Here is a 26,094-nt window from a genome sequence, read left to right as displayed (position 1 = left end):
TTGATCGTCGCGCGATGTTAATACACGGATATGTCCGGAAAATGACAAGGCCACCGCGATGGGTGGCCTTGGCGGGGACTACAGCCGGGTATTAATTGCGATGGGGATTGTCGGGCCTGCGGTCGTCCCGGTTGGGCACGCCGTCGCCATCGCGGTCGTGGCGGTTGCCATTGTCGCGGTCATAGCGGTTGGGGATGCCGTCATGGTCGCGGTCGCCGTTCGGGCCGCGCGGCGACCAGCGGCCTTGCTCCATCTGCCAGCGGCCGTCGCGCTGGTTCCAGGCGGGCGGCGCATACACGTAGCCGGGGCGTTCGGCGATCCACACGCCCGGCGTCCAGGCGTAGCGCTGGGCGCGCCATTCCCAGTGGCCGGGCGCCCAGACGTAGCCGTGGCGGGCGCGCGGGATGGCTTCGCGGCGCGGCGGCGGCGGGGCGATGCGGATCTCGTCATAGCGCACGGGCTGCACTTGCGCGGCGATCCAGCCGCCCCGGTCCAGGCGCCATTGATTGTTTTCCTGTACCCAGGCGGCGCGGCGGTACTGGTTGCCGTGGCGTTCGCGCAGCCATTCGCCGCTGTTCCAGACGTGGCGGTGGCCGTCCCAGTTCCAGTAGCCGGGCGCCCAGACATAGCCGGCGCGCGGTGCTGGCGCGCTTTCAAACCGTGGGGGAGGCGGGGCGTTGCCGACGACAATGCTGACGCCGAGCTGATTCTGTGCCATGGCCTGCGCGGGCAGGAAGGCTGCGGTGCTGATGGCCAGCATGGCTGCTGCGTAGAGTGCGATGGGTTTCATGGTGTACTCCATTTCGGTGATTGCTTGAAATGGACTATAGGCGCTTGCTGGTATGCTGATCGCCTTTGATTCAACTTATTACAATTGACACAATGCTGTGTGTCCGTGTATCCGCGGCGGATACAAATGGCGGCCTGGCGCGGCGGTCTTCACGCTGGCGCCAGGCGGCGTGGGGTGGTCATGCGTGGCTCACAGTGCGCTGGCGGTGGCATTGCCCAGCAAGGCTTGCCGTTCTTCGATCAGCGAGATTTTCTTTTCCTGTTCCGTCAGGCGCCTGGCGCTGACCACCACGACGGGGATGGCGTTCGCCTGCGCCACTTCGGCCGTCCTGGCTGCCGATGGTTGCATGAAGCTGACATAGCTGGCGCCGCAAGCGATGGCGACGGCGACGGTGAAGATGACTTCCATGTTTTTCAAGGCTTTCATGATGATTCCTTTCGGGTGGCGGGTGGGTATGCATGCACTGTAGCCAAGCGCGCGCCTGCCCGCCATGCGCATGCGACCAGCCGTGGTTTTGGCGGGATGGCCTGCAAAAAAACGGCGCTGAAACGCCGGCGGGGGTGGATGGCTGGCCGACGGCTGGAATTGAGGCCTAAATAGCCCTGTATCCGGGCATATGAATGCAATTGCCACATGGCATTATTTGAGACTGCGCGGTGTGGCGTGCGCCGCCGGCGCTCCTGCTAGAATCGCTACGGTAGCCAGCGCGCGCAATCATTCTCATCAGGAGTCACACATGTTCCAATTGTTTGGTTTTGGCGGCGCCCGCTGCCCCCGTTGCGAGCACAGGAACGGCGCTGCCGCCGGCTACTGCGCGCAATGCGGCCTGTCGCTGGGGGCGCCTGACAGCGACGCGGTGCTGCACGCCAACCAGTGGCGCCTGGCTGACGAACAGTTGGCCCTGTTCTTCGGCGTGCGCGAGCTGTCCTCGCTGTTCGGCAGCGCGGCGCGCCGCCTGCGGGTGCCGGCCGAGTCGCGTGCCTGGATCGTGCAATCGGACGCTTTCACCTTGATACCGGCTGGCGACTACGACAGCGCCGCCTTCTTTGCGCGGCTGCCCGCGCTGCTGCCGGCGCGCCCGGCCGAGGTGCTGATCGCGCGCGCCGATGCCGTCAGCCTGGAATTCGATGTTCCCGGCCTGGCCAGCACGGAGCGGCTGGAGGTCGCCGCCTCGTTGCGCGTCGATATCGCGCTGGGCCAGCCCGATGCGTTCGCGCGCCAGTTCATGCGCGCGCCGGGCGCCGTCACGCGCGCCCACCTGCACGCCTTGCTGCTGCCGTCCGTGCGCCAGATCGCGCTGGAATTCATCGGCAGCCGCGCGCTGCGCGAGATGGACGCGAATGCCGATTTGCGCCCCGAATTGAACGAACGCCTGCAATCGGCCCTGACGCAGCGCCTGGCGCCATCCGGCCTGGCCGTGGCGCGCGTGGAAACGCTGAGTTTGCGCCACGACAAGCGCGACGGCAACGGCGATGCCGCCATCGGCACCCTGTGGCTGGGCGGCTTGCCGGCGCAGGAACTGGAACAGCACAGCCTGGAGCGCATGAAGCAGCTCGACCAGCTGTATGACGAGGAAGAGTGGCAGCGCATCCGCCGCGAGGAGCTGGCGGCCCGCCATGCGCACCGCCGCGCCGAACTGCGGCAGGACGCGACGGTGGAAAAGGCCGAGCTGGGCCACCAGGAAGCGGAGCGCCTGCAGGCGCTCCGCGGACGCCAGATCGACCTGTATGGCCGCATCCTGGAAGCGAAATCGCGGCGCCAGGCGCTCGACCATGGCGCCGCGCTGGCGCTGGGCGAGCTGGAACAGGAACTGGCGCAGAAGGGGGCGCAGCGGGCAGAGGAAGCGGCCAGCTGGGAGCACGTGCGGGCGCTGGCCGCCATCAAGATGCGCAGCGAGCTGGAATTGTCGCAGCTGCACGGGCGCGAGCAGATCCAGCTGGCGCAGCAGCGTTTTACGCATCAGGTCCACTTGCAGTCGATCGCGCAGCAGGTAGAGAGCGCGCTGCTGATCGACGACGAGACGAGCCGCCGCACTCAGCTGGCGCGCCTGCGCCAGGCGGAGGCGGACGCGGCCCAGCGCGAGGCGCAGCTGGAGGCGGAGCAGCACCAGGCGGCCTGGCAGGGACTGATGCTGGCCAACGCGGCGCGCAAGCGCGAGGCCGAGCGGGTGCAGGAGTGGGAAGACCAGATGCAGCTGGCGCGCCAGCGCGAACTGCTGCGCGCCGAGGCGCACAAGGACGAGGCGGCGCAGGTGCAGGCGGCGGAAATCGCGGAAAAAGTGGCGGCGCTGCGGCGCGGCGGCGCGCGCGAGGACGCCATCGCGCAGCAGGAAAAGCTGCTGCGCACCATCGAGGCCGACGGCGTGCATGCGCGCCAGCTGCAGCAGCAAGCGCAGCTGGCGCAGCTCGACGCCCTGGCCATCGAGGAACAGCGCCAGCAGCTGCGCCAGCTGGAACAGGAGGCGCAATGGCAGCGCGACTTGCTGGCCATGGCGCAGCAGCGCGAAAGCGATTACGCGCGCTGGAAGGGCGAATACGAAGCCTTGCTGGCGCAGCAGGCGCATGCGGCCGAACTGGCGCGCATCGACATCGACCGCATCGAGAAAATCGGCTCCCTGAGCGACACGGGCAAGGTGGCCATGGCCGCCGGGCAGAACGCGGCCGCGCTGGCGCAGGTGCTGAAGGTGCAGCTGCAGGCGGGCATGAGCGCCGAGCAGATCCATGCGCTGGCCGCGCTGGCGGCGGCCGAGAACAGCGTCGCGCCGATGGAGGCGCTGCGCATGGCGCAGGACAGCGCGGCGCAGGAGCGCAGCTACCTGGAAGGCCAGGCGGAGCGCGAACGGCGCCAGCAGCTCGACCTGATCAACTTGCAAAATGCGGCGCATGCGCACGGCCTGTCGGCGCAGGCGCAGCTGGGCGTGGCCGTGGCGCAGGCGCTGCAGCCGGTGGCTGCTGCCGCGCCGGCGCGCTGCAAGAACGGCCATGCGCTGCGCGCCGGCCACCCGGAAGATAAATTCTGCGCCGCCTGCGGCGTCGCCCTGCAGCCTTGATGGAAGCGTTTCACCCCAGATGATGCAAAAAGCACGAGAAAAACTGCGGGAACTGCGCGCCCTCCACGACGACGGGCTGCTCAGCGAGCAGGAATTTGAACGCCGCAAGAACGCCATCCTCGACGCCGAGTATGCGCCGCCGGGCGCCGCTCCCGCGCCCGCGCCGCCGCCCGCGCGCCAGGGCACGGAGCTGGGCTTCATGACGGGCCAGGAAATCGGTCCGCAAAACCGCCGCTACCGGCTCGAACGGCTGATCGGCACGGGCGGCATGGGGCAAGTGTGGCAAGCGACCGACCTGGCCACGCACGCGGAGCTGGGCAGCAGCGAAATGGTGGCGCTGAAGATCCTGCCGCCGCAGCTGACGCAAAGCGCCACGCATGCCAAGCTGCTGATCGAGGAAGCGACCCAGGCGCGCAAGCTGGCGCATGAAAACATCGTGCGCGTCTACGAGTGGGCGCAGGACCCGGCCACGGCCAGCTATTTCATCATCATGGAATGCCTCGATGGCGAAGACCTCGAGCATTATCTGGGGCGACAGGGGGCGCTGCCCCTGCCGACCGTGCAGGAGCTGCTGCAGCCGGTGGCCGACGCGCTGTCGTATGCGTGGGAGAAGCACAAGCTGGTGCACCGCGACCTCAAGCCGGGCAATGTCTTCCTGACGGCGAAGGGCGACATCAAGCTGCTCGACTACGGTATCGCCACGCGCGTGCGCAATGCGGGCAGCAGCCTGGGGCTGGAAACGCCGAACGCGGGCACGCAGGGTTACCGCGCGCCCGAGGCGGGCACGCACCAGCGCCAGCCCAGCCCGCGCCTGGACGTGTACGCGGTGGCCGTGATGATTTACCAGATGCTCGAAGGGCGCATGCCGTTCGACGACGCGCGCAGCGCCAGCGACCTGCCTTCGAAGCCGCAGGCGCTCAACGCGCCGCAGTGGCAGGTGCTGCAGAACGGGTTTTCGCTGACGGCGGAACTGCGGCCGCAGTCGGTGCAAGCCTTGCTGGAAGGGCTGGAACGGGCGGCCGGGCCATCGCCGGAGGAACTGGCGGAACTGGCGCGCCAGGAGCAGGCGCGTCTGGCGCAGCAGCAAAAGCAGGCGGCGCTGGCGGCCGAACAGGCCCGCGAGGCGGCGGTCAAGGAGGCGCGTGCGCGCCAGGAAGAGCTGGACCAGCGCCGCAAGGCGGAAATCCAGGCGGCGGCGCTGGAAAAGCAGCGACTGGACAAGCTGCGCCGCGAACAGGAGGCGCAGCGCCATTTCGAAGCGGAAGAGGCGCGCAAGCTGCGCAAGGAGGCGCTGCGGGGCCAGTTGCGCGCGCGCCGCGAAGCCGATGCGGCAATGGCGCTGCAGGAACACCAGGAACTGCAGCGCAAGGCCATTGTCGCCAAGGCGGAAGCGGCCTACCGCGCGGAGCAGGAGCGCGCGCGCCGTGAAGAGGCCAGCCGCGCTGCCGCTGTCCCCGCGCCGGCATCCGCGCCGGCGCCGGAGCAGGAACACGCGGAACCGGTGGCCAATGCCGAAGGCATTCTGCGCGACGATTTCCTCGATGGCTCGGGCCAGGGGCCGGAACTGGTGCTCATTCCCAGCGGCCGCTTCCAGATGGGCGCGCACGAGACGGAGCACAAGGCCGCCATCCAGGCCGGCTCGCAGCAGGCGTGGCTCGAGCGCGAACTGCCGCAGCACTGGGTCGGCATCGAGCGCCCGTTCGCGCTGGCGCGCCACCCCGTCAGCGTGGGCGAATGGCGCGCCTTCGTCAAGGCGACTGGCTGGGCGGGCGGTTCCGAGACGGACTGGGACAATCCCGGTTTCGTGCAGAACGAGCAGCACCCCGTGGTGGGGGTGAGCTGGAACGATGCGCAGCTGTACCTGGCGTGGATGAGCGAGCGTACCGGGCGCAAGTACCGCCTGCCCAGCGAAGCGGAATGGGAGTACGCCTGCCGCGCCGGCACGCGCACGGCCTTCAACGTGGGCGACACGATCAGCACCGAGCAAGCCAACTACGACGGCCTGTACGTGTACAACGGCGGCCCGCGCGGCGTGTACCGGGGCGGCACTACGCCGCTGGGCACCTTCGCGCCGAATTCCTGGGGACTGTTCGACATGCATGGCAATGTGTGGGAATGGGTGCAGGACGTGGTGCACGACAACTACGAAGGCGCCCCCGTCGACGGCAGCGCATGGGAAGAGGGCAGCGACAGCAGCCGGCGCATCCTGCGCGGCGGTTCCTGGCTGTACCACCCGCGCTACCTGCGCTCGGCGCTGCGCAACGGCTTTTCCACCGTGCTGTCGAACGATATCGTGGGATTCCGGGTGGCGCGCACGCTCGATTGATTTATTGTCAAATGCGCCATCTTGACGGATACTTCATGCACCTTAACCGTGCCGGAGTCTCCGTGTTCAAACGCCGCCTGCTGTCCATCGTGTTCGCCTGCCTGCCCATCTGCGCCCTGGCCGGCGACTTGCCTGCTTATCCCTTCATCCACGCGACGGGCACTGCCTACAGCTTCGTCACGCCGGACCTGGGCGAAATCGATTTCGACGTCAGCGTTTTCGACCCCTCGCCCGAGGCGGCGACTGCCCTCGTGCAGACGCGCATTACGGAAATCAAGGCGCTGCTGGCGGAGCAGGGCCTGGCCGAAGCGGCCGCCGGCATCGAGGTGCGCGACGTGCGCAAGGAAATCCGCAAGGGCGCCGAACAGGACCCCGCCAACCCGCAGTACCTGATCAAGGCCAGCGTGCATGTCAACGTGGCCGACCTGTCGAAGTGGCCGGCCGTCATGCGCCCGCTGCTGGCCATGCCCAACCTCGATGCATTCGCCGTCACCTTCGGCGCCACGCAGCGCATCCGTATCGAGGAGGAACTGATGGCCGAAGCCGTCATGGATGCCCAGCGCAAGGCCGATTCCATGGCGCGCGGCTTCGGCAAGCGCGTGGGCGCCGTGGCCGGCATCTCGTCGGACCAGCTGAAAAACCTGGGCAATGCGGTGGGCCTGGTGCCGTCCGACCGCTACAACCGCGCCAACAGCCGCCAGCGGCAAAACCCCGATGACATGCTGATGGTGACCAGCCTGAAAATGGCGCAGACGGTCGACGCCTTGTTCCGTATCAAATAGGCAGCTGCCCGGGCGACGGCTGCGCAAAGCGGGCAAACGGTGTAAATTGTGGCTTTCCAAACGCACCAAGGAACGCCATGACCATCAAAGCCATCCGCGACCAGTCGCAACCCATGCGCCACATCGTCCACGTGCGCGACCACATCATTTCCGCCGACGCCTCGGTGGATGAAGGGGGCGGCGATTCCGGCCCCTCGCCGCACGACCTGTATGACGCGGCCCTGTCGGCCTGCAAGGCGCTCACCGTCGTCTGGTACGCCAGGCACAAGGGCATCCCCCTGGTACACGTGGAAGTGTCGACCGAGCGCGATGCGAGCGAAGAGCGCAAGGGCGTGTACCGCCTGGCTGCCACGCTGCACCTGACGGGCGAGCTGACGGATGCGCAGCGCCAGGAATTGCTGGCCGCGGCCGGCAAATGCCCGCTGCACAAACTGATGACGGCGGTCACCACTGAAGTGACGACGGTGCTGGCATGAGCGCGGCCATCCTGAAAAGCCACGAGAAGGACCTGGGCGGCGGCTTTGTCGTGCGCCGCCTGCTGCCTTCCGCCGTCAAACAGGCCGTCGGCCCCTTCATCTTCTTCGACCATTTCGGTCCCATCGACGTGGCGCCCGACGCCAACCACGACGTGCGCCCCCATCCGCATATCGGCCTGGCCACCGTCACCTATCTGTTCGAGGGCGCGATCGACCACCGCGACAGCATCGGCTCCTGCCAGCGCATCGAACCGGGCGCCATCAACTGGATGACGGCCGGGCGCGGCATCGTGCATTCGGAACGCACGCCGCAGGACCTGGCGGGACGGCCACACCGCACGCACGGCTTGCAGCTGTGGGCCGCGCTGCCAAAGGCGCACGAAGAGGACGAGCCGAGCTTCACGCACACGCCGCAGGCCGACATTCCCGTCGTGGCGCTCGATGGCGCCGTCGTCAAAGTGTTGATCGGCATGGCGTTTGGCCGGACCTCGCCCGTGCGCACCTATATGCAAACCTTGTACCTGGACGTGGCGCTGCAGGCGGGGCAAGCGCTGCGGCTGGAGGGCTTGCCGCAGGAAGCGGCGATCTATCCGGTCAGCGGGGAGGCATCGGTCGATGGCGTGCTGCTCGCGCCGCACACCATGGCCTTGCTGGAGGAGGGTAAGGTGCCTGTCGTGACGGCAGGCGGCGGTCCGGTGCAGTTCGTCGTCATCGGCGGCGAGCCGCTGGACGGCCACCGCTATTTGTTCTGGAATTTCGTTTCGTCGAGCAAGGAGCGCCTGGCGCAGGCGGCCGACGACTGGAGCGCCCAGCGCATGGGGCAGGTGCCGGGCGAGACGGAATTCATCCCGCTGCCGAAGGCGCCCCTGCGCCCGGCGACCTGAGTCCCGCTTAGTAGCGCGCGCGCAAGGTCAGCTGCGCCTTGCGCGGTTCGCCATAGAAATTGCCCCACGCCGGCGCGCCCACCGTCTGGTAGTAGCGCTTGTCGAGCAAATTCGTCACGGACAGCGACGCCGTCCAGTTGCGGTCGATCTGCCAGGCGGCGCGCGCGCTCCACAAGGCATACGCACCCTGCGCCACGGTCACGTCACGCGTCACGCGCGAGCTCTCCGTCTGGAAGTTCACGCCGCCGCCCACGCTCCACTGCTGCAAGGCGCCGGGCAGGCGGTAGTCGCTCCACGCGCGCAGCATGTGGCGCGGCGAGTAGGTGCTGGCGAACATCACGCCCGCATTCGACGTCTGCTCCAGGTATTTGAAATTGTTCAGGGTGTAGCCGGCGAACAGCTGCCAGCCCGGCGCCACTTCGCCGCTGATTTCCGCATCGACGCCCTCGCTGCGTACCTTGCCCGTCGAGAAATAGCACTCCGTGCCGGACGAGCAGGTATTGACCAGGTCGAGCTCGGCGCGGTTGCGCTGCTCGATGCGGAACAGCGCCAGCGAGGCATTCACCTTGCCGTCGAACAGTTCACCCTTGACGCCCGCTTCCAGGTTGCGGCCCTTGAGCGGGTCGAGCAGGGCGCCTTCGGCCGTGCGCTGGTTTTGCGGCTGGAAGATGTCGGAAACGCTGGCGTAGCCGGACCAGCGCTTGTCGAATGCGTAGATCACGCCGCCATACGGCGTGACGACGCCGTTTTCGCGATACGGGTCGATGTACACCTCGCCCGTGTCGCGGTACACGCTGCTCCATTTGTAGTTCGACACGCGCGCGCCCGCCACCACGGTGAGCGGATCGCTGACGCTGAAGCGGGCCACGCCGTAGGCGCCCGTCTGCGTCATTTTTGTGACGCTGGGATCGCCCCGGTAGCTGTTCTCGCGGAACCAGGCGTCGCTCGGCTCGGCCACGCCGTGATTCGGCTGCAGCGGATTGTTCGCTTGCTTCAGCAGGGCCAGGCTGAAATCGCTGTCGCTTTCCAGCCGGTTGGTGCTGATGCCGGCGCTGAAGCCGTGGCGGCGGCCGAAGGCGTTGAATTTGCCGTCGAGCGACAGGTCGAGGCCCTTGTTGGTGCTGCCGTAGTCGAACACGCCGCCGTACATCATCATGCCCGCCAGGGTGGCGGGGTCGATCGCGCCCTGGCTGAACATGTATTTCACGTCATGCCGCTCGCGCGTGTAGTTGGCGCTGGCTTTCAGCGACCAGTCGGCGTCGAAGCGGTGCTCGAATTCGGCGAAGACGGCCGTCTGGCGGCTGTTCCAGCGGTTCCAGTCGGCGCCGAGGAAGGTTTCGCGGGGCAGTTTCGGGTCGCTGCCATCGCGGTAACGGGGCATGCCGGAGAAAAACGGCGTCGATTTCAGTTTTTCATGGCTGGCGCCCGTCGTCAGCTTGCTGCCCGGCGCCAGCTCGAATTCCAGCACGCCGTACAGCACGTCCGTGCGGCTGTCGGCCACGTCATAGAAATAATCGCGCTGCTCATGCGCGGCCACGGCGCGGCCGCGGATGCTGCCCGATTCGTTCAGGGGACCGGTGACGTCCACTTCGCCGCGCACGTCGTTCCAGCGGCCCGCGCCGAGCGCCAGCTGCACCTGCTTTTCCGCCAGCGGGCGCTTGCGCACCATGTTGATGGCGGCGCCGGGCGAGCCCGTGCCCTGCAGCAGGCCCGTGGCGCCGCGCACGATTTCCACGCGGTCCAGCACGGCGGTATTGCTGGTGAAGCTGTTCGCCTGCGGGTAGTACATGGCGCGGTTGACGCCGTCGAACTGGTAGGTGTCGACCATGAAGCCGCGCGCATACACATAGCGCCCGCCCATGGGGCTGTCGTACATGGTGATGCCGGTGGTATTGGCCAGCACGGCGTCGATGGTGTTGAGGTTCTGGTCATCCATCTTCTGGCGCGTGACGACGCTGACCGATAGCGGAATCTCGCGCAGGGTCTGCACGCCCTTGCCGACGGTGACGGCGCGCGCCGCATACGAGTTGCTGTGTTCACTGACGGGGTCGCGCTCCATGCTGGCGTTCACGACCACGGGAGCCATGTTCTTTTCCACGCCGACCGCCGACGCGGAGGAGGGAGCCGCCTGGCGCAGCACCCAGGCGCCGTTCGGCAGCTGCACCGCTTCCAGGCCGCTGCCGGCCAGTACCTGCGCAAAGCCCTGCGCCACGTTGTGGCTGCCGCGCACGCCGGGCGAGCGCAGGCCACGCGTCTGCGCGGGATCGGTGGACAGGCTGACGCCGGCGGCGACGGCGAAGTCGTTCAGGGCGGCGGCCAGCGGACCGGCCGCGATGGCGTAGCTTTGTGGGGCGGTGGCGGCGGCCTGGCCTTGGGCCAGCGCGGGCGCGGCGAGGAAGGCGGCGGGGGCGGCGCAGGCCATGGCGATGGCGGCCAGGCGAATGGCGCGCGCGGCGGGATAGAGGACGGGGGGAGTCAGCTGCATGCTCGGTCTTTCTGCTCAGGGTAAGGGCTATGGTGGATGAATCGGCTTCTTACCTGTCAAGCCGAAGCAGCGCAGCGAAACACCAACCCCTGGCGCAAAAAAGATGAAAATATTAGGTGGCACGGGCCGACACCGTGGCCCAGTAGCGCGTGAAGTACGTCACTTGCAGCCCGTGCGAGGCGCACAGGCTTTCCAGCACGGCGTCGATATCGTCGAGCCGGTAAGTGCCCGTGACGGGGCGCTGCGCCACGGCGGCGTCGCAAACAAGACGCCCGCACCGGTAGCGCGCCAGTTCCTGCACCAGCTGTTGCAGGGGCCAGTCGGCCGCCACCAGCATGCCGCGCAGCCAGCTGTCCTGGTGCCCCGGCATGGCCATCGCGGTTTCAGGCCCGTTGTCCTGGAAACGTAGCTGCTGGCCCGCTTCCAGGCGCCGCACGGCGTCCGGGCGCGCCGCGCAGCGCACTTCCACCGCGTGCTCGAAGACGCTGACGACGCTGCCGCCGTCATCGCAGCGCACGCCGAAGCGCGTGCCCAGCGCGCGAATCACGCCGTGCGGCGTGTTGACGAGGAAGGGGCGCGCATCGGGCGCTGTCGTGATCATGATTTCGCCATGGTGCAGGCGGATGCGGCGCTGCGTGGCGCTGTAAGCGACATCGACGGCGCTGTCCGTATTGACCTCCAGGCGCCCGCCATCGGCCAGCGTCACGTGGCGGCGCTGGCCCGGCGCCGTGCGCAAGGATGCCGTCAGGGCTTGCCAGGGTGCGGACTGCAGGCCCGCCTGGCCCAGCATGATGCCGCCGCCGGCCGCCACCAGCACGGCCAGTATCCTGCCTGCCGCGCGGCGGCGCTGCTGCGCCGCCTGCAGGGCGGGAATCGCCAGCGCTGCCGGTATCGCGCCCAGCTGGCCGTCCATGCGCCGCAGCAGCTCCCAGGCCCGTTCATGCTCGGCGCTGGCGTCGCGCCAGGCTTGCAGGGCGGCGGCATCGGCGCTGCCGCATTTGAGTTCCACGTGCCAGTGGGCGGCGGCGGCCAGGATGCCGCGGGCGATGGGGAGGGAAGAGGGAGTGCCGAACATCAGGCGGCCGCCAGCATCAGGCATTCCGTATAGGCGCGCACCAGGTGCTTTTTCACGGTGGGCAGGGACACGCCCAGGCGCCGGCTGATGTCCGCATAACTCAGTTCTTCGATCTGCGCCAGCAGGAAGATGGCGCGCGTGCGGGCGCCCAGGCTGTCGAGCAGGCGGTCGACGGCGAGCAGGGTCTCGATGACGATGGCATGCGTTTCGGCGCACATCGATACCGGCTCGGCTTGTTGCGCCAGCGCTTCCAGGTAGGCCTGCTCCAGCGCCTGGCGGCGGTAGCGGTCGACCAGCAGGCCGCGCGCGATGGTCGCCAGATAGCCGCGCGGCTCGCGCAGCGGCGCCGCGTCGCGCTTGCCCAGCAGGCGCAAAAAGGTGTCCTGCGCCAGGTCGGCCGCATCGGCGCGGTTGCCCAGCTTGCCGCGCAGCCAGCCATACAGCCAGCCGTGGTGTTCGCTGTACAGGGTGCTCAGGGGAATGGCATGGACGGGACTGGCGGTGCTCACTGCGTACTCCGGGCAAGGGATGAGCTGGGCTGACGGAACGCGGGGCGCCGGCTGGCTGGGCTGTTTGAGAATGATACTCATTATCACATTGCCCTGCGGGCGGCGTCAATTACTGTCCGCCTCCCAGGCGCCAGCGTTCCTGCCACTGTTGCAGATCCGCCCAGGCTTGCCCCAGGGCGGCGGCGGACCAGTGCAGCAGGGCGTCAACCGCCAGTATGCTGCGCCGCAGGTGGATGCCGTCGAAAAACACGTGGTCAGCCACGACGGTGGCGGCCAGCCAGGCGGCGATGATGACGATGATGTCGTGTCGGCCGCTTTTCCACCAGCGCAGCGAGTGGCGGCGGAAAATCCATGGCACGCCCAGCGGATTGGGCCAGTCGGCCAGCAGATGCATGATGCCGCCGGCGGCAAAGCCGAACAGGGGCGGCGCCCAGACATGATGCGGCAATTGCAGATACGTGTAGACGAGCAGGGCGATCCAGGCCAGGCCCCAGTGCGTCCACGTGCGGTGCGTGATCCACAGCCTGTGCGTGCGCGCCCACCAGGCCACTTCCAGCCAGTCCGGCGCCGTGCCGCCCAGCGCGCCCATGACAAAGGCGAGCATGCTCAGCACTTGGTAGGGACCGCCGGCGCCAGCGTGCGCGACGAGGGCCGCGGCGATCACGCCGGCGGCCCAACCGGTCGCATGATGCGCTTTATTGGAAGCCATAGAAAATGTAAAACGCCATGCTGGCGCTGTGTGAAATACAGGGGGGATATTAACTGGATGAATATACAGTATGCAGGGGCGTGGAGGGGTACTATTTGCAGAATATCTGCTATTAAATTGTTAAATTGTGTGTCGTGATGGCATGGCCAGCGAACTCGGCGCCTGATGCCGGCCGGTCAAGTATGTTGTGCGGCTGACAATGTATTTGGCGCGCGGCGCGCTATGCTGAAAGCAGTCTTACGTTTTAAGAGGTGTCGCCATGAAAATCCCGCGCGAATTGCAGATTCCCGCCATCGTGTTTACGCTCGAAGCGGTGTTTATTCTGGGCCTGTCGATGATTTTTCTCGTACTGATACCACGCTAGAGCCTTGCGGATAACTGCAGATTTACAACAGTGTTACTACGCAGTTTGCATGCTGCTATCGCACAGGGCCGCGCCTTCGGTGCGGATGATCCAGCATTCCGGATACGGTTCACTGGCGAAACGGTTATGCCTGGCAAAACCGCTGAGCTTGTCGAGGGCGGTGGCGGGGGCCAGCGCCGTTTCCTTGCCGCTGGCCGTGTCCAGGTGCCAGAAACCGCCGTTGCGGTGGAACAGCACAGGAAGGCAGCCGGCCTGCGGCGTAGCCTGGTGGCTGGCGGGCGCGGGCTGGGTGTCGGGCAGCAGCAGGTAAAAGCATTCGGCGCGGGCGCCGTGGTCGATGCGGTGCAGGATCACGCCATGTGCAAGGATGGCCGTGACGCTGAGCACGACGATGCCCTTGATGCTGGCGGACAATTCGATGCGCATGCCCAGGCGCAGGGCGACGGGCTTGTGCTTGCCGGGCCACACGCCGTCGAGCAGCATGCCGTAGCGCGAGACGTCCTCGATTTCAAAGCCTTGCTGGCTGCGGCGGATGATGGCGTGGCGGCCCGACAGGCGGCGCGTCAAGCCATTGTTGTCCTGGCCGTCGGGGCTGAAATGGCTGAGCAAGACATCGGCTTCCGGGTCCACCAGCTCGAAACGGCCCAGCATGCATTCTTCCAGCGCAAACAGGCGGATCTGGCGCTGCTCGCCCGCTTCCGGCGCCGCATTGACGAGGCAGGCGGCCTGGCTTGGATGCGGGTGGCAATGGCTGGCGGCGGGCAGGTCGACTTCGATCAGTTCCTCGTCCCAGGCGATGGTGGTAAAGCCCATGTCGATCTTGCCCTGCGGGGCCGATAAATCCACGTGGGCGATGCCGGCGTTGCGTGCCGTCACGTCGAGGTTGCAGCCATCGCCGCCCGTCACGCGGGCGATCGAGGCGTCGTCGGCCATCACGCGCACGTTCTTGTGCGTGCTGAGGAAGATCTGGTGGATTTCCGTCAGGGTGGCGTCGCGGCGCGGCACGAGGATGACGAAGGTGCACACCCATTTCTGCGCCACGGCGCCAGCGATGTGGCTGTGCACTTCCACGTCGATCTGGTATTGCCCGTGTTCCTTGTTGCGTGAGGAAAACTCGACAAACACGGGACGCCAGTCGCCGCGCGTCGTGCGCACGAAATCATGCTGGACGGCGCCGCGCGGGATCAGGTCCGAGCGCAGGCGCAGGGTCAGTTGCGGCGCGCAGGCGGCGCTCATGCCGCGCAATTCCATTTTCAGGGTTTGCCGTCCGCCCGCAGCGCGCGGGTCGAAGCCGCTGATGTGCAGGTGGGCTTGCACGGGCTGGTAGGCCGGGGGCGTCGTTGGCGGGAGCGGCAGCGCGGCAGCAGGCGCCGGCGCATGCACCGGCAAGGGATTGCTTGCCGACTCAGTGACGGCGTCATGGGCAGGGGCGTGCGGCAGCGCCGTTGCCGACGACTCGGAACGGGCGCTGCGCAGTGCGGTCAACAGGTCGTAGCTGCTGGGAGCAGTCGTCGCTTGCGCGTGGTTGGCCGCGCAGACTGTTTCCCCAGGCAAGACCCAGAACGTACAGTGCGGGTGCTCCGGGTTGCTGCATTTTTTCATGACATTCTGACTCGAATCGAGCGGGGACATGCTGCCCTCTGTTATACATGAGAGCTTACGCGCTTTTGCGCCCGCTTGGCAACCTTCGCGGCATCTGTGCGTACTCTTTTTGTCCGAATTGATGTCCCTGATCACAACCCATCATGATTGCCATGGAAACAATTGCCTGAAAACACACTTCATATCTTTTCAGGCATGTTTATTTGATCATGGTCAATCAGCTGCGGCGTGTGTTGATGATCACTTCCAGGTATTCGGCGGGCACGACCAGTGACTGGGCGCCGGCCGTGTTCGAGCGTTCGAGCAAGGTGATCAGGTCTTGCTCCAGCGCCGCGAAGGCCTTGTGCACGGGGCCATAGCAGTCGCGGAACACCTGCAGCCAGTGCGCCGCCGAGGCGTAGCGGAAGTTGAAGAATTTGCGCTGCGCATGGACCTGTTCCGCCGCCCGGCCAAACAGGTCGCGCAAATAGGCTTCCTCGCCCCAGCGGGCCGGCGACACCACGCCCGCCGGGGGTGGCAAGTACTTGCCGATGATCTTGAAGAGCTGCCCGATGAAGCCATCCGGGGTCCAGTTGGCCATGCCGATGCGTCCGCCGGGACGCAGCACGCGCAGCATGTCGCTGGCCGCGCGCCGGTGGTCGGGGGCGAACATCACGCCGAAGGTCGACAGTCGCTCATGGCAGGCTCCTGTGGCAGTGACGAATGGCGGCAAACTGTCTACCATCAGACCACGCGGGGCGACGCGGGTTCACTTTGACGCAGGCGCGCGGGCAATCAGGGGAGAAAACGCAGGGCCAGCACGGTCAGATTGTCGCTCGACAAGCCCTTGGGCGGATTGGCGAGGAAGTCGCCCAGCAGGGCAGCGACGGTTTGCGCCGCACTCCTGCCTGCGCACAGTGCCGGCCAGCGCGCCGTGGCCGCATAGGGATCTTCACAGGCCCAGAAGCCGTCGCTGAGCAGCAGATAGTGGGCGCCGGAGCGTAGCTGCAGCACGCGGCGGTCTCCCAGCCGGGCCAGGAAGGGCGGCAGATTGTCCGCATCGAGGGCGAGCAGGGGTTTGTCGAGATGCAGGGACTCGCCGAAGGCGTTGCCCAAAATAAATGCCTGCGAGATTTGCGGATGGTGTTCGCCATGCACGCGGGCGCGCCACTGCGCCTCGTCCAGCGCGCCGCGCATCGCATAGGCGGTGGCCGGTACGTGATCGACGGTGAGCGCCGTGGCCGTGCCATCGCTGATTTCATACAGGCGCGAATCGCCCACGTGGTACAGCAGCGGCGCCTTGCCGGGCGGCACCTCCAGCAAGGTCAGGGTGGTGCCCGGCGGGCGGGCCGGCCTATCCGCCGTGAAAGCGGCTTGCAAGCGCGCGTGCAAATCATCGAGCTGGGCCGACAGGCTGGCTGTGTCATGGCAGGCAGGGATGGCCAGCAAGCCTTGCACGGCCGCTTCCGCCGCTTCGCGCCCGTGGCCGTGGCCGCCCATGCCATCGAGCACGGCGGCGCGCACGTGGCCAGCCGGCCAGCCGGGAACCTGGCAGTGGAACGGCGCTTGCTGCGACAGGCAGACGGCGTGGCCGCTGGCATCGATCAGCAGGAAATTGTCCTGGTTTTCGCGCCGCGGCATGGGGCCGGCGCCCACGCTGCTGCCGGCCGCCGCGTCAAGCCAGGGGCCAAAGTCGAGCTCGTCTTTGATTAAATGCATCGTTTGCTGCGGTCCAGGCGGCCCGATATTGATCATAGGACACAGCTTAGCCGATATTGTGGGTGGGCGATACCTTGCTTTTCTCGCAAAAAAACCTGCGGCAGCAGGCTGGCGCAGGTTTTGGACGGGACCGGTGCAGGGCGGTGCTTAACGGCGATGGCCCCAGCCGTGACCATGACCATGGTCATAGTAGTCGCGGCGGCCATGGTCGCGGTAGTAGCCGCGGCCCGGCTGCACGTAGACGACGGCTGGCGGGCCGTAGTAGCGCGGAGGCGGCGCGTAATACACGGGCTGCGGCGCCGGCGCGTAGTACACAGGCTGCGGCGCAGGAGCGTAATACGTTTCGCGGTAGCCGCCGCGATAGCCGCCACGGTCGTAATAACGGTCATTCGTGTTGATGCTGTTGCCGACGGCAGCGCCGATGACGCCACCGACGATCGCGCCATTGCGTCCGCCGGTGCTGTTGCCAATGGCTGCTCCGACGACGGCGCCTGCGACGGTATTGAAGTCGCGGTCACCGGCGACTGCGGCCGAAGACACAGCCACTGCCGCTACCATTACCGCACCCAGGAGTTTCTTGTTCAACATGGCATTTCCTTCCATTCCGGCGAGATCACAATGATCTGCATGGACTGGACTATATCCGCTGGCGCAAGCTTGTTCCACGTCTAATACAACTTATTACAATCCTGCCCCGGCCGTAACAAGTCAGCGGGCGCGGGCTTGCCATTCCGGCCGCAGCAGGCTGTACATTTTTGCATCGCGCATGATGCCGTTGATAAAGAAAGCCTGGCGTATCAGTCCTTCCTGGGTGAAGCCGTTCTTTTGCGCGATGCGCTCGGAGGCGGTATTGTGCGGGTCCATCAGCAGTTCCAGGCGATGGTAGGGATAGGCATGGAACAGGTAGTCGACCAGCAGCCGCGTTGCCTCGCTGATGTAGCCGCGCCCGTCGCGCTGGCGGTCGAACAGGCGGTAGCCGATCTCGCGCGAGACGGGCGTGCGGCTCTTGAAGTGGGTGATCGTGCCGATGATCTGCTGGGCGTGATCTTCGATGAGGAACAACTCGCTGTCCTCGGTAACCAGGCCCGTCTGCATGAATTCGCGCCGGATCGCTTCGGGCGACTTGAATTGCATGGAGAAGAACTCGCCCCGCGAGGGCAGGTCGTTAACGAGGGCAATATAGGTATTCAGGTCGGCGGCAGTCAAGTGCCTTACGGTACAGAGTGTTCCCTTGAGCATGGCGATATCCGGTAGCAATCACGATCTGCATGGTAATCGACACTGGCGGAGACAGGCAATCGATCCCGTAAAAGTTGCTGCAATGACAGAATAAATACGTTATCGTAGAAAACCGCGCCGTGCCCCTGGCCACGGCGTACCCGCTCCGACCTCGTTGACTGGAATTGACAGCACATGCATACCATCCTGACAGGCGCGCCGTCGCGCCGTTGCGTTTTATCCGTCGCCCTGGGCTGCCTGGCCAGCGCCGGCGCCTTGGCCGCCGCCCCCGGCAATGCGCCGCAAGCGCTGGCGCAGGTGCGCGACACGGCCCTGCACAGCGACTGGGCCTATGCCCGCCTGGCCGACATGACGGACTTGATCGGTCCGCGCCTGTCCGGCTCGGCCGGCGCGGCCGCCGCCGTGCAGCAGGTGGCCGACACCCTGCGCCAGCTGGGCGCCACCGTCACCCTGCAGCCCGTGAAGGTGCCGCACTGGGTGCGCGGCGTGGAAACGGCGGAAATCGTCGACTACGCGGGCCGTCCGCAGGGCGTGTCGCAGCGCGTGGTGCTGACTGCCCTGGGCGGCTCCGGCGCCACTGCGGCCGCCGGCCTGACCGCGCCCGTGATCATCGTCAAGAGCCTGGAAGAACTCAAGGCGCGCGCGCCGGAAGTGAAGGGCGCCATCGTGCTGATCGATACGCCGTTCGACCAGGAAATGGCCGAGCGGGGCCTGGCCGGCGTCACCTACGGCCAGGGTTCGCGCTTGCGTTTCAACGGACCGAAGGCGGCGGCCGAACTGGGCGCGGCCGCCGCGCTCGTGCGTTCGGTGGGCGGCGCGAACTTCCGCATCCCGCACGCGGGCGCCACGGGGCTCGATGACAACAAGCGCATCCCGGCCGCCGCCGTCACCGTGGAAGACGCCCTGCTGATCGGCCGCCTGGCCGCGCGCGGCCCCTTGAAAATGCACCTGACCCTGACGCCGCAAAACCTGCCGGAAGCGGACAGCTACAACGTCATCGCCGACTGGCCGGGCACGGACAAGGCCGGCGAAGTGGTAGTGGTGTCGGGTCACCTCGATTCCTGGGACCTGGCGACGGGCGCGCATGACGACGGCGCCGGCGTCGTGGCGGCCATGGGCGTGCTGGAAACCCTGAAAAAGCTCGACTACCGCCCGCGCCGCACCATCCGCGTGATCGCCTGGATGAACGAGGAAAACGGCGGCCGCGGCGGCCAGGCCTATTTCGAGGCGCACAAGCAGGCGCTCGGCAAACAATATGCGGCCATCGAGATGGACAGCGGCGCCGGCCGCCCGTTCGGCATCAAGGCCAGCGTGGGGCCGAAGTCGGAAAAGCTGTTCGCGCCCTTGCTGGCAGCCCTGCAGCCCATGGGCGCGCACGCGTTCACGCGCCGCGACGCGCTGGGCACGGGCGACCTGCACCGCCTGGAAACGGGCGGCGTGCCCAGCTTCGAGCCGCTGGTCGACAGCCACAGCTACTTCCATTACCACCACACGCCGGCCGACACGCTGGACAAGGTCGACCCGGAAAACCTCAAGCGCAACGTGGCGCTGATGTCGTCGCTGGCCTGGTTCCTGGCCAATATCGACGGCGAGATCGGGCGGGCACCGGAGCAGGGCGAGTAGGCTTTCCGCGAACGGCCGTGCCGCCTGACTGGCGCGGTCTCTTGCCGGCATGCCGGCCTTTCCTCACTGTCAACGCAGAGAACGCTTATGGCGCAACCATTTTCCGACGTCGAGCACGCCGCAGTCAACGCGATCCGCAACTATCTGCACAGGTATCCGAACAGCGCCGATACGCTCGAAGGCGTGGTGCAGTGGTGGCTGGCCGATGATTTCCCGAAGGAAATCACCGCCGCCGCGCTGGAGCACCTGCTGGCGTCGGGCGAGCTGGAACGGCTCAGCATCGGCCAGCAACAGCTGTGGCGGCGCGCGCGGTCCGCGTAGCGTCGCAGCGCCTTATTGGGAGTACCCCTGCATGTCGTCCGCCGCATCGTGCCGGATGCCCCACCACGGCAGATACGCATGGTTTTCGCCGCGCGCGCGGAACCACGGCTGGTCGTGATTGATGGGGCGTACTCTGGCTGGCGGCAAGACCAGCACGCCCGTGACGCTGTCCGGATCGCTGGTGCCCGCCACCAGCACGGGCTGGCCGACATGGTTGGCATGGGCGATGGCGAGGGCGACATTGGTCAGCGCCGTGCCGGCACCCATTTCGCCCAGCAGGGCCGGCGTATTGAAGGTTTGCGGCAGGAAGTCGAAGCCCGGCACTTCCAGGCTCAAGGCATGCGCCAGCTGGGCCAGCCGGTCGGAGGAGGTGGGCAAGGTCTTGTTGGCGTCGTGGATGACGTAGCCGATGTCTTCTTCCGTCTTGCCGCCCTGGCGCGCCGCTTCGGAAAATACGGCCTGCCACGCCTGCACGGCGCGCGGCGGCTGGTCCCTGGCCAGTTCAAAATCAGCTACGCTTTTCGTGGCCGGATAGCCTATCCACGCCAGCGCCGCCCGCTGCGTCTTGTAGCCGGGGCCGGCCAGCACCAGCAGCACCAGGTTTTCATTGATCTGCATGGGCTTGGGCCGGCTCGGCGCGTCCCAGTTCATGACCCACACGGTTTCCTGCGGATGCGCTTCCAGGTAGGCCAGCGCGGCGTGGAGGGAGACGAAGCCCGCGTTGTTGCCGCCCACGGTGATGCGCACGTCGGGCGGGGTGGCGCGGGTCCAGAGGGTGGGAAAGTGGGTGTTGCCGATGCTGAAGGTATCGGCGATGGTTTGCTGCGTGAATTGGTGTACTTCTGCCAGATCGAATTTCCCTTCAGGCAGGGCATATTCCACGCGGATGCCTGCCAGTTCACGCCAGTTCTGTTTTTGATTCTTGGGATAGACGTGGTAGAAGTAGGTGGGGCTGGAATAGTAAATGTCGTGGAAATTGGTCATTAGCTCGCGCAGATACTTATGGTGATAGCCCTTGAACGTTTCTTTGCCATTGATATCGTGGGCAATGGGGGCGACGGCCTGCAAGGTGCTGAAACCCTTGGGGTCCGTCCTGACCATATCGTCATTCTTGTTGGGCTTGGCCAGGCCGAGCGTCCAGAGCAGTTGCCACTCGGTCGGATAGTCGAGCCGCTGCAGTGGATTGAGCCACTGCAAGCCCACCACTTGTGCCCGGAAGGGAACGTGGGCCGTGATTGTTGGGAGATCGTCTTCTTTCTGCGCAGGTTTCACGGCACAGGCTGTCAATAGCGCAAACATGGAGACAGCGGCGAGCATGGGCAGTGCAAGGAACTGTTTCATGAGTTCTCCAGGTGTAGGGATAGTCTGGTGACCGGCATAGTCCGGCCAGGTGGACCAAAGTGCCAGGAAAATGATGAAGAGAAATGTGGTGAGCGCCCTGGCCAGTCGCTGGCGCGGCGTGGCAATGAACTTACGCACCGTCAGTCCTCAGTGCAAAGTTGGTGGGCGGGTCGGCAGGCCTGGCATTCTGGCGCTCGTCAACGATGTCTTTCGGTTTTCTGGCAGGGCTGTCTTTGTCATTTGCCCAGGTAAATAAAGATACATTTTTAAATGTGCCATTGTCGTAGTATTCAAAGAACTCTCCAGACTCGAAAGATGCGCCTTTCAACAGGCTCCAATCCGCCGCAACCCTTAATTCCCGCAACGCCTCCTGCCTGATCGTGCACACCCCCACCGCCACGTCATACGCCAGCGCCTTTTCCGCATGCTCGGGATTGGTCATGATGGTCGAGTGGTCGGTGGCGTGGGTGTCGATATTGGCGGCCAGATAGCTCTGGATTTCGTTCTTGCGCCAGGCATTGAATTCCTTGCTAGCCTCTTCCGGTTCGTCCACCGCCGTCACCGGCTTGCCTTTTTCGACCCAGCCGTCGCGCCTGGCCTGCATGCGCAGCATGCCATTCTGTTCGTAGCGCAGCGCCGCCTCGGTCTGCGCATCGCCCTTGCCCTGGGAGCGGTAAGGCGCATACGCATCGTCGGCTTCGGCGGCGCGGTCCTTGTGCAGGGAGTCGGCGGGGGCATCGCAGCCTTCGTCGAATTGTTCGCTCGTATCGGCAAAGCGTTTCGAATGGGGCAGGAAGGGTTCGGGCAGCTTGGGCGCCTTCATCGGCAGGCGCCAGGTCTTGGGCGGCAGCGCGTTGATGCGCGTGCCGGCAGTCTTGGCGAGCACGATGACGATGGGGGCGAAGAGGAAGGTCAGGATCTTGCGGCCTATGCCTTTGCTGGCCCGCATGCCCTTTTTGATCGAGTACTCGGCGACCAGCGAGCGCGGGTGCCAGAAATCGAGGCTGTCCGGCGTCAAGGGCTGGCCATTGCGCTGCCAGATGTCATAGTCCTTTTCATTTTCCTGGCCGACAAGGTGATTTTGCGCAAACACGCGCTGGGTGAAGACCCCTTCGCCGCCCGTATCGGTAATTTCCTGTGCCGACATGCCGCGCCAGCCTATGCCCTGCACGGGCGTGGCGGAAATCACCTGGTCGTGCGGATTGAAATACAAGGTAACCCTGCCATAGGTGGAACCCTGCAAGCCGTAGTCTGCGCGGTCGAACGCGGCCGTATAGCTGTCCTTGCGCGCAGGCTTGCGATTGGCGCTGCATTCGTCGACAAAGGCGGCATCCTGCTGCATGGCCGGGCGGGTGCGCAGGATGTTGAAAAATGCTTTCAAGGTTTGCGTGCGCGCCTCATACTTTTGCCGGCCCGTGTTGCCGTGCTCATCCTTCAGATGGCCGCTGACCCAGTTTTCCGTGAAGTTGCTGTCGAGCAAGCTGTAGGGCGGGTTGCACAGTACGTAACTGTCGGCCACGGCGGAAGCGCCCAGCGTTTCGCCGAGAAAGGCGGCCGCCATGGCGACCATATTGCCCTGGCTATGGCAGACGATGGTGACGGGCGCGTCGCGCTGGCAAGCGCGTATCGATTGTACGAGCCGCGCCAGACGCCAGGCGGCGAACACGAAGTACGGGCGCGGCGGGCAGGCATACACTTGCCGGTCATTCGTCGGGTTCATGTGCTGGATATGCATCCACAGGAACAGTTCCTCGGACAAGCCCTGGCCCCACAGGTCAGGCAGGGCGCTGCAGCCGTTGGCGAACGGCCCGCCGTCCCAGTAATTCTTTTCGTTCAGATAGATGCCGTCGCCGAATGCCTGCAATTCCTCGCCGTTGGCCTTGTAGCCCCAGCGAAAGCGGATCACGGGGGAATTGGCATCGTGCGCCAGCAGGAAGGTAGTAGCGTTGCGCTTGGGGTTGAGGAAGCCGTCATCCGTCAGTTCGCGCGCGTAAGTGGCGGCCTGCATCTGTCCGGCGGCCGGACCAGGTATCGCCAGATCCTCATCGCGGCGCTTCAGGCGGGCATTCAGGCCGGCGCACAGGCCTTGCTCGGCCTGTTCATACCATTCGCCGTCGGAATTGACGCCATGCACGAAGATGACGATGCCGGGGCGCGGCAGGCGCGTGACGGCCTGGAGCAGCGCGTGGCTGAACAGGGCCGTGCCTTCGGCTTCGGCGAGCAGGATGCAATGCGTATCGAGCGTAGGGTCGGGCGACATGCGGGCGCTCCGTCAGTGTCAAGCAGGATAAGGCGGCGCCAAAGTGAACTCAGGCAATCTGCACTGTATGCGGATTGCCCGGGGTGGGACTTGCGTGGTGTCAAGAAAGGACGTGCGGCAGGCGGGGAGTGCGGGGAAATCAGATGGCGTTCAGCGGTATCTTGAGGTAGCGCACGCCGTTTTCTTCCGGCTCGGGCAGCTTGCCCGCGTTGATGTTGACCTGGATGGCGGGCAGGATCAGGGTCGGCATGTCCAGCGTGGCGTCGCGGCGGGTGCGCATGGCCACGAACTGTTCTTCCGTGATGCCGTCGTGCAAGTGGATATTGCTGGCGCGCTGTTCCGCCACCGTCACTTCCCAGCGGGGCGCGCGGCCGTTGGGCGGGTAGTCGTGGCACATGAACAGCCGGGTTTGCGGCGGCAGCGACAGCAGGCGCTGCACGGAGCGGTAGAGCAGGGAAGCGGAGCCGCCGGGGAAGTCGCAGCGGGCCGAGCCGACGTCCGGCATGAACAGGGTGTCGCCGACGAACACGGCGTCGCCGATCTGATAGGCCAGGTCGGCCGGCGTGTGGCCGGGCACGTGCAGGGCGCGCACTTCCAGCTTGCCGATATGAAATACCTGGTCGGGCGCGAACAGCTGGTCGAACTGCGAGCCGTCGGCCCGCGCGCCGTCCTGGTGGTAGACCTGGGCAAACGCCTGCTGCACCGTCCGGATGGCGGCACCGATGGCCACGTCGCCACCGAGCTGCTGCTGCAGGTAGGGCGCGGCGGACAGGTGGTCCGCGTGCGCGTGGGTTTCCAGCAGCCAGCGGCACTGCAAGCCATGCTCGCGCACGAAGGCGATCACCTTGTCGGCCGAGGCGGTAGACGTGCGGCCCGCCTTCGGGTCGTAGTCGAGCACGGAGTCGATGATGGCGCAGTCGCGTCCGTCAGCCTCGTAGACGACATAGGTGACGGTGGCGGTGGCGGGGTCGAAGAAAGCTTGGATTTGTGGGGTCATCACGGCGGCAAGGAACGGGCAAGGGAGGGACAGGGAATGGCATTATATCGCCAGAGTTCGCTAAAAAAATGCTGCAAATTGACATTTAACATGCGAAAAACAGATAAGGGCGCGTGGCCGCGCACGCGACTGTCGTGCGCACCCTGCGGCTTGCAGCGTGGTAACCTCATTCTTCCAAGGAGGAATTCATGAACGATACCATTGCACGCAGCGAACAGTACCGCGGTTTTACGATTTCCGTGACCCCGCAAAAGGATAATGACGATTTATGGGATTTTACCTACCGCCTGCAGCGCGAGGGACAGGCCGAGGCGCAGGCCATCACGCGCAGCCGCACCCTGGGCGGCTATGCGGCTCCCGAGACGGCTTGCGCGGCCGGCCTGGAAGTGGCGAAGACGGAAGTGGACAATCTGCTGCGTCCTTGAGCCAGCGTAAATCGTTTAGCCCGATTGCGTGCCGGCGCGTGAAACACATCGCTGCCGGCAGCGCTTCATGCTACGATTTCCACTATCGAGTCAGTCACCAAGGAGGCACCCATGGATAACAGTTCTAAAATTCACTATAAGGGCTGGGAGATCGTTCCCCTGGCCGTGCCCACCACCGACGGCAAGTGGTCGGCCAGCTGCGACATCGAACGCGCCACCGCGGAAGGCCTGGAAGTCTTCGAAGGCTCGACCATGCAGTTCGTGCGCGACGACGAAGACGGCGCCATTGCCGCCGCCTGCGAAGAAGCCGTGCGCCAGATTGACAACATCATCGCCAACCCGCTGGTGCGGCTGGCCTAGATTTTTGTTTCTTCAGTAACAATGTTCCTGCAGCCGGCGCCCGCCGGCTGTTTTTTTAGGCTCTGTCTCCGTTAAGTAGGGGATTTCCAGGAATCTTGCTCCGCCCTGGCTGTCTGACTGTCTATATCAGACAAACAGGAGCCTTCCATGCAGCACGCCAAATGGATCCGTTTTATCGCGCAGTTTTCCCAGCTGAGCCGCCGCCAGCGGCAGGCAGGCATCGCCCGGCTGCGTGGCAACACGCCACAGGACGCCACCGTCGCATTACTTGAAAGCGTGGCGCAGCCGCATTTGGCTTGTCCCGCCTGCCACAGCAGCCATGCTCACCGGCACGGCCATGCGCACGGACTGCAGCGCTACCGCTGCGTGCCGTGCGGACGCACCTTCAATGCGCTCACCGGCACGCCGCTGGCCCGCCTGCGCCACAAGACCTTGTGGCTAGCCTACGCCGACTGCCTGCTGGCATCGGCTTCCGTGCGCCAGGCAGCGCGACAACTGAACGTGCACCGCAACACCGCCTTTCGCTGGCGCCACCGGTTTTTGACGCTCGCCAGGACGGACCGGCCGCTGTGCCTGCACGGCATCGCCGAGGCCGACGAGCTGTATCTGCTGGAATCAGAAAAGGGATCCAGGCATCTGACGCGTCCGGCACGCCGCCGGGGCGGCCACGCCCGCCAGCGCGGCATTTCCAGTGAACAAGTCTGCATCGTGGTGGCGCGCGACCGCACGGGACAAACCCTCGATTTCGTCACGGGAAAAGGGGCGCTGACCAAGGTGCA

Annotated in this window: 24 protein-coding genes; 10 read left to right on the top strand and 14 right to left on the bottom strand. The window is 65.8% G+C overall.

Going from position 1 to position 26,094, the window contains the following annotated elements; genetic code table 11:
• Positions 1-91 precede the first annotated feature (91 nt).
• Positions 92-790, bottom strand: a complete 699-nt coding sequence (locus tag BXA07_RS31730) for a YXWGXW repeat-containing protein (RefSeq protein ID WP_348532971.1) — start codon at positions 788-790, stop codon at positions 92-94.
• A 189-nt stretch (positions 791-979) separates the two neighbouring features.
• Positions 980-1,216 (bottom strand): hypothetical protein, encoded by a 237-nt coding sequence (locus BXA07_RS24155; protein ID WP_076571660.1) that lies wholly within the window; start codon positions 1,214-1,216, stop codon positions 980-982.
• A gap of 310 nt (positions 1,217-1,526) precedes the next feature.
• On the opposite strand from BXA07_RS24155, the gene BXA07_RS24150 reads away from it, so the two are divergent.
• The 5 genes from BXA07_RS24150 to BXA07_RS24130 all read left to right on the top strand — a co-directional run bounded on the left by BXA07_RS24150 (position 1,527) and on the right by BXA07_RS24130 (position 8,307).
• Complete coding sequence (locus BXA07_RS24150) at positions 1,527-3,839, top strand: coiled-coil domain-containing protein (protein ID WP_076571658.1); 2,313 nt, start codon at positions 1,527-1,529, stop codon at positions 3,837-3,839.
• A gap of 19 nt (positions 3,840-3,858) precedes the next feature.
• Entirely contained in the window at positions 3,859-6,165 is a 2,307-nt protein-coding gene (locus BXA07_RS24145; protein WP_076571656.1) for an SUMF1/EgtB/PvdO family nonheme iron enzyme, read from the top strand.
• Positions 6,166-6,227: 62 nt separating this feature from the next.
• Entirely contained in the window at positions 6,228-6,947 is a 720-nt protein-coding gene (locus BXA07_RS24140; RefSeq protein ID WP_244556391.1) for an SIMPL domain-containing protein, read from the top strand.
• A 77-nt stretch (positions 6,948-7,024) separates the two neighbouring features.
• Positions 7,025-7,423 (top strand): OsmC family protein, encoded by a 399-nt coding sequence (locus BXA07_RS24135; RefSeq protein ID WP_076571652.1) that lies wholly within the window; start codon positions 7,025-7,027, stop codon positions 7,421-7,423.
• Positions 7,420-8,307 carry a pirin family protein gene (locus BXA07_RS24130; RefSeq protein ID WP_076571650.1) on the top strand — a complete coding sequence of 296 codons (888 nt, stop codon included), beginning with the start codon at positions 7,420-7,422 and terminating at the stop codon, positions 8,305-8,307. Before BXA07_RS24135 ends, BXA07_RS24130 begins: the two co-directional genes overlap by 4 nt.
• A 7-nt stretch (positions 8,308-8,314) precedes the next feature.
• On the opposite strand, the gene BXA07_RS24125 is transcribed toward BXA07_RS24130, so the two are convergent.
• The 9 genes from BXA07_RS24125 to BXA07_RS24085 all read right to left on the bottom strand — a co-directional run bounded on the left by BXA07_RS24125 (position 8,315) and on the right by BXA07_RS24085 (position 17,955).
• A complete protein-coding gene (locus tag BXA07_RS24125; RefSeq protein ID WP_076571648.1) occupies positions 8,315-10,792 on the bottom strand; it encodes a TonB-dependent siderophore receptor in 2,478 nt (825 codons plus the stop codon).
• A 112-nt stretch (positions 10,793-10,904) separates the two neighbouring features.
• Positions 10,905-11,867, bottom strand: coding sequence for a FecR domain-containing protein (locus tag BXA07_RS24120; RefSeq protein ID WP_076571784.1), 963 nt, complete (start codon positions 11,865-11,867; stop codon positions 10,905-10,907).
• Positions 11,867-12,376, bottom strand: coding sequence for a sigma-70 family RNA polymerase sigma factor (locus tag BXA07_RS24115; RefSeq protein WP_244556390.1), 510 nt, complete (start codon positions 12,374-12,376; stop codon positions 11,867-11,869). The genes BXA07_RS24120 and BXA07_RS24115 overlap by 1 nt, the downstream gene beginning before the upstream one ends.
• A gap of 109 nt (positions 12,377-12,485) precedes the next feature.
• The gene (locus tag BXA07_RS24110) at positions 12,486-13,085 is read right to left on the bottom strand and encodes a metal-dependent hydrolase (RefSeq protein WP_076571646.1); all 600 of its coding nucleotides are present in this window, start codon (positions 13,083-13,085) and stop codon (positions 12,486-12,488) included.
• A 400-nt stretch (positions 13,086-13,485) separates the two neighbouring features.
• Positions 13,486-15,051, bottom strand: coding sequence for an FHA domain-containing protein (locus BXA07_RS24105; RefSeq protein WP_244556389.1), 1,566 nt, complete (start codon positions 15,049-15,051; stop codon positions 13,486-13,488).
• A gap of 217 nt (positions 15,052-15,268) precedes the next feature.
• On the bottom strand, positions 15,269-15,775 hold the full coding sequence (locus tag BXA07_RS24100; protein WP_212592362.1) for a class I SAM-dependent methyltransferase: 507 nt from the start codon (positions 15,773-15,775) through the stop codon (positions 15,269-15,271).
• A 50-nt stretch (positions 15,776-15,825) separates the two neighbouring features.
• Positions 15,826-16,749, bottom strand: a complete 924-nt coding sequence (locus BXA07_RS24095) for a PP2C family protein-serine/threonine phosphatase (protein ID WP_076571781.1) — start codon at positions 16,747-16,749, stop codon at positions 15,826-15,828.
• Between the two features lie 147 nt (positions 16,750-16,896).
• Positions 16,897-17,337, bottom strand: coding sequence for a glycine zipper 2TM domain-containing protein (locus BXA07_RS24090; RefSeq protein WP_076571640.1), 441 nt, complete (start codon positions 17,335-17,337; stop codon positions 16,897-16,899).
• 120 nt (positions 17,338-17,457) lie between these two features.
• Positions 17,458-17,955 (bottom strand): GNAT family N-acetyltransferase, encoded by a 498-nt coding sequence (locus tag BXA07_RS24085; protein WP_244556388.1) that lies wholly within the window; start codon positions 17,953-17,955, stop codon positions 17,458-17,460.
• A gap of 207 nt (positions 17,956-18,162) precedes the next feature.
• Here BXA07_RS24085 and BXA07_RS24080 point away from each other — a divergent pair, with 207 nt between their 5' ends.
• Both BXA07_RS24080 and BXA07_RS24075 read left to right on the top strand, forming a co-directional pair.
• Positions 18,163-19,611: a M20/M25/M40 family metallo-hydrolase gene (locus BXA07_RS24080; protein WP_076571636.1), complete on the top strand. Its 1,449-nt coding sequence runs from the start codon at positions 18,163-18,165 to the stop codon at positions 19,609-19,611.
• 87 nt (positions 19,612-19,698) lie between these two features.
• Complete coding sequence (locus BXA07_RS24075; RefSeq protein WP_076571634.1) at positions 19,699-19,932, top strand: hypothetical protein; 234 nt, start codon at positions 19,699-19,701, stop codon at positions 19,930-19,932.
• Between the two features lie 12 nt (positions 19,933-19,944).
• Here the strand turns inward: BXA07_RS24075 and BXA07_RS24070 are convergent, their stop codons facing one another.
• The 3 genes from BXA07_RS24070 to BXA07_RS24060 form a co-directional block, all read right to left on the bottom strand.
• Positions 19,945-21,273: a hypothetical protein gene (locus BXA07_RS24070; RefSeq protein ID WP_139335735.1), complete on the bottom strand. Its 1,329-nt coding sequence runs from the start codon at positions 21,271-21,273 to the stop codon at positions 19,945-19,947.
• Between the two features lie 130 nt (positions 21,274-21,403).
• Positions 21,404-23,533 (bottom strand): T6SS effector phospholipase Tle3 domain-containing protein, encoded by a 2,130-nt coding sequence (locus BXA07_RS24065; protein WP_076571632.1) that lies wholly within the window; start codon positions 23,531-23,533, stop codon positions 21,404-21,406.
• Between the two features lie 139 nt (positions 23,534-23,672).
• On the bottom strand, positions 23,673-24,530 hold the full coding sequence (locus tag BXA07_RS24060; RefSeq protein ID WP_076571630.1) for an MBL fold metallo-hydrolase: 858 nt from the start codon (positions 24,528-24,530) through the stop codon (positions 23,673-23,675).
• 188 nt (positions 24,531-24,718) lie between these two features.
• Here BXA07_RS24060 and BXA07_RS24055 point away from each other — a divergent pair, with 188 nt between their 5' ends.
• The 3 genes from BXA07_RS24055 to BXA07_RS24045 all read left to right on the top strand — a co-directional run.
• The gene (locus BXA07_RS24055) at positions 24,719-24,955 is read left to right on the top strand and encodes a hypothetical protein (protein ID WP_076571628.1); all 237 of its coding nucleotides are present in this window, start codon (positions 24,719-24,721) and stop codon (positions 24,953-24,955) included.
• Between the two features lie 111 nt (positions 24,956-25,066).
• Positions 25,067-25,315 (top strand): hypothetical protein, encoded by a 249-nt coding sequence (locus BXA07_RS24050; RefSeq protein ID WP_076571626.1) that lies wholly within the window; start codon positions 25,067-25,069, stop codon positions 25,313-25,315.
• 147 nt (positions 25,316-25,462) lie between these two features.
• The coding region (locus tag BXA07_RS24045; protein ID WP_076571624.1) for an IS1595 family transposase at positions 25,463-26,094 on the top strand (632 nt) is incomplete at its 3' end.

Source organism: Janthinobacterium sp. TND4EL3 (assembly GCF_900156175.1).
Taxonomy (GTDB): domain Bacteria; phylum Pseudomonadota; class Gammaproteobacteria; order Burkholderiales; family Burkholderiaceae_D; genus Janthinobacterium.
Note: the sequence above shows the minus strand (reverse complement) of the source record. Positions and strands in the feature narration are given on the sequence as shown.

Coding starts and splice junctions, on each gene's coding strand:
- BXA07_RS31730 (WP_348532971.1), bottom strand. CDS start 790: ATGAAACCCATCGCACTCTACGCAGCAGCCATGCTGGCCATCAGCACC.
- BXA07_RS24155 (WP_076571660.1), bottom strand. CDS start 1,216: ATGAAAGCCTTGAAAAACATGGAAGTCATCTTCACCGTCGCCGTCGCC.
- BXA07_RS24150 (WP_076571658.1), top strand. CDS start 1,527: ATGTTCCAATTGTTTGGTTTTGGCGGCGCCCGCTGCCCCCGTTGCGAG.
- BXA07_RS24145 (WP_076571656.1), top strand. CDS start 3,859: ATGATGCAAAAAGCACGAGAAAAACTGCGGGAACTGCGCGCCCTCCAC.
- BXA07_RS24135 (WP_076571652.1), top strand. CDS start 7,025: ATGACCATCAAAGCCATCCGCGACCAGTCGCAACCCATGCGCCACATC.
- BXA07_RS24130 (WP_076571650.1), top strand. CDS start 7,420: ATGAGCGCGGCCATCCTGAAAAGCCACGAGAAGGACCTGGGCGGCGGC.
- BXA07_RS24125 (WP_076571648.1), bottom strand. CDS start 10,792: ATGCAGCTGACTCCCCCCGTCCTCTATCCCGCCGCGCGCGCCATTCGC.
- BXA07_RS24120 (WP_076571784.1), bottom strand. CDS start 11,867: ATGTTCGGCACTCCCTCTTCCCTCCCCATCGCCCGCGGCATCCTGGCC.
- BXA07_RS24110 (WP_076571646.1), bottom strand. CDS start 13,085: ATGGCTTCCAATAAAGCGCATCATGCGACCGGTTGGGCCGCCGGCGTG.
- BXA07_RS24105 (WP_244556389.1), bottom strand. CDS start 15,051: ATGAAAAAATGCAGCAACCCGGAGCACCCGCACTGTACGTTCTGGGTC.
- BXA07_RS24100 (WP_212592362.1), bottom strand. CDS start 15,775: ATGGTAGACAGTTTGCCGCCATTCGTCACTGCCACAGGAGCCTGCCAT.
- BXA07_RS24095 (WP_076571781.1), bottom strand. CDS start 16,749: ATGCATTTAATCAAAGACGAGCTCGACTTTGGCCCCTGGCTTGACGCG.
- BXA07_RS24090 (WP_076571640.1), bottom strand. CDS start 17,337: ATGTTGAACAAGAAACTCCTGGGTGCGGTAATGGTAGCGGCAGTGGCT.
- BXA07_RS24080 (WP_076571636.1), top strand. CDS start 18,163: ATGCATACCATCCTGACAGGCGCGCCGTCGCGCCGTTGCGTTTTATCC.
- BXA07_RS24075 (WP_076571634.1), top strand. CDS start 19,699: ATGGCGCAACCATTTTCCGACGTCGAGCACGCCGCAGTCAACGCGATC.
- BXA07_RS24070 (WP_139335735.1), bottom strand. CDS start 21,273: ATGAAACAGTTCCTTGCACTGCCCATGCTCGCCGCTGTCTCCATGTTT.
- BXA07_RS24065 (WP_076571632.1), bottom strand. CDS start 23,533: ATGTCGCCCGACCCTACGCTCGATACGCATTGCATCCTGCTCGCCGAA.
- BXA07_RS24060 (WP_076571630.1), bottom strand. CDS start 24,530: ATGACCCCACAAATCCAAGCTTTCTTCGACCCCGCCACCGCCACCGTC.
- BXA07_RS24055 (WP_076571628.1), top strand. CDS start 24,719: ATGAACGATACCATTGCACGCAGCGAACAGTACCGCGGTTTTACGATT.
- BXA07_RS24050 (WP_076571626.1), top strand. CDS start 25,067: ATGGATAACAGTTCTAAAATTCACTATAAGGGCTGGGAGATCGTTCCC.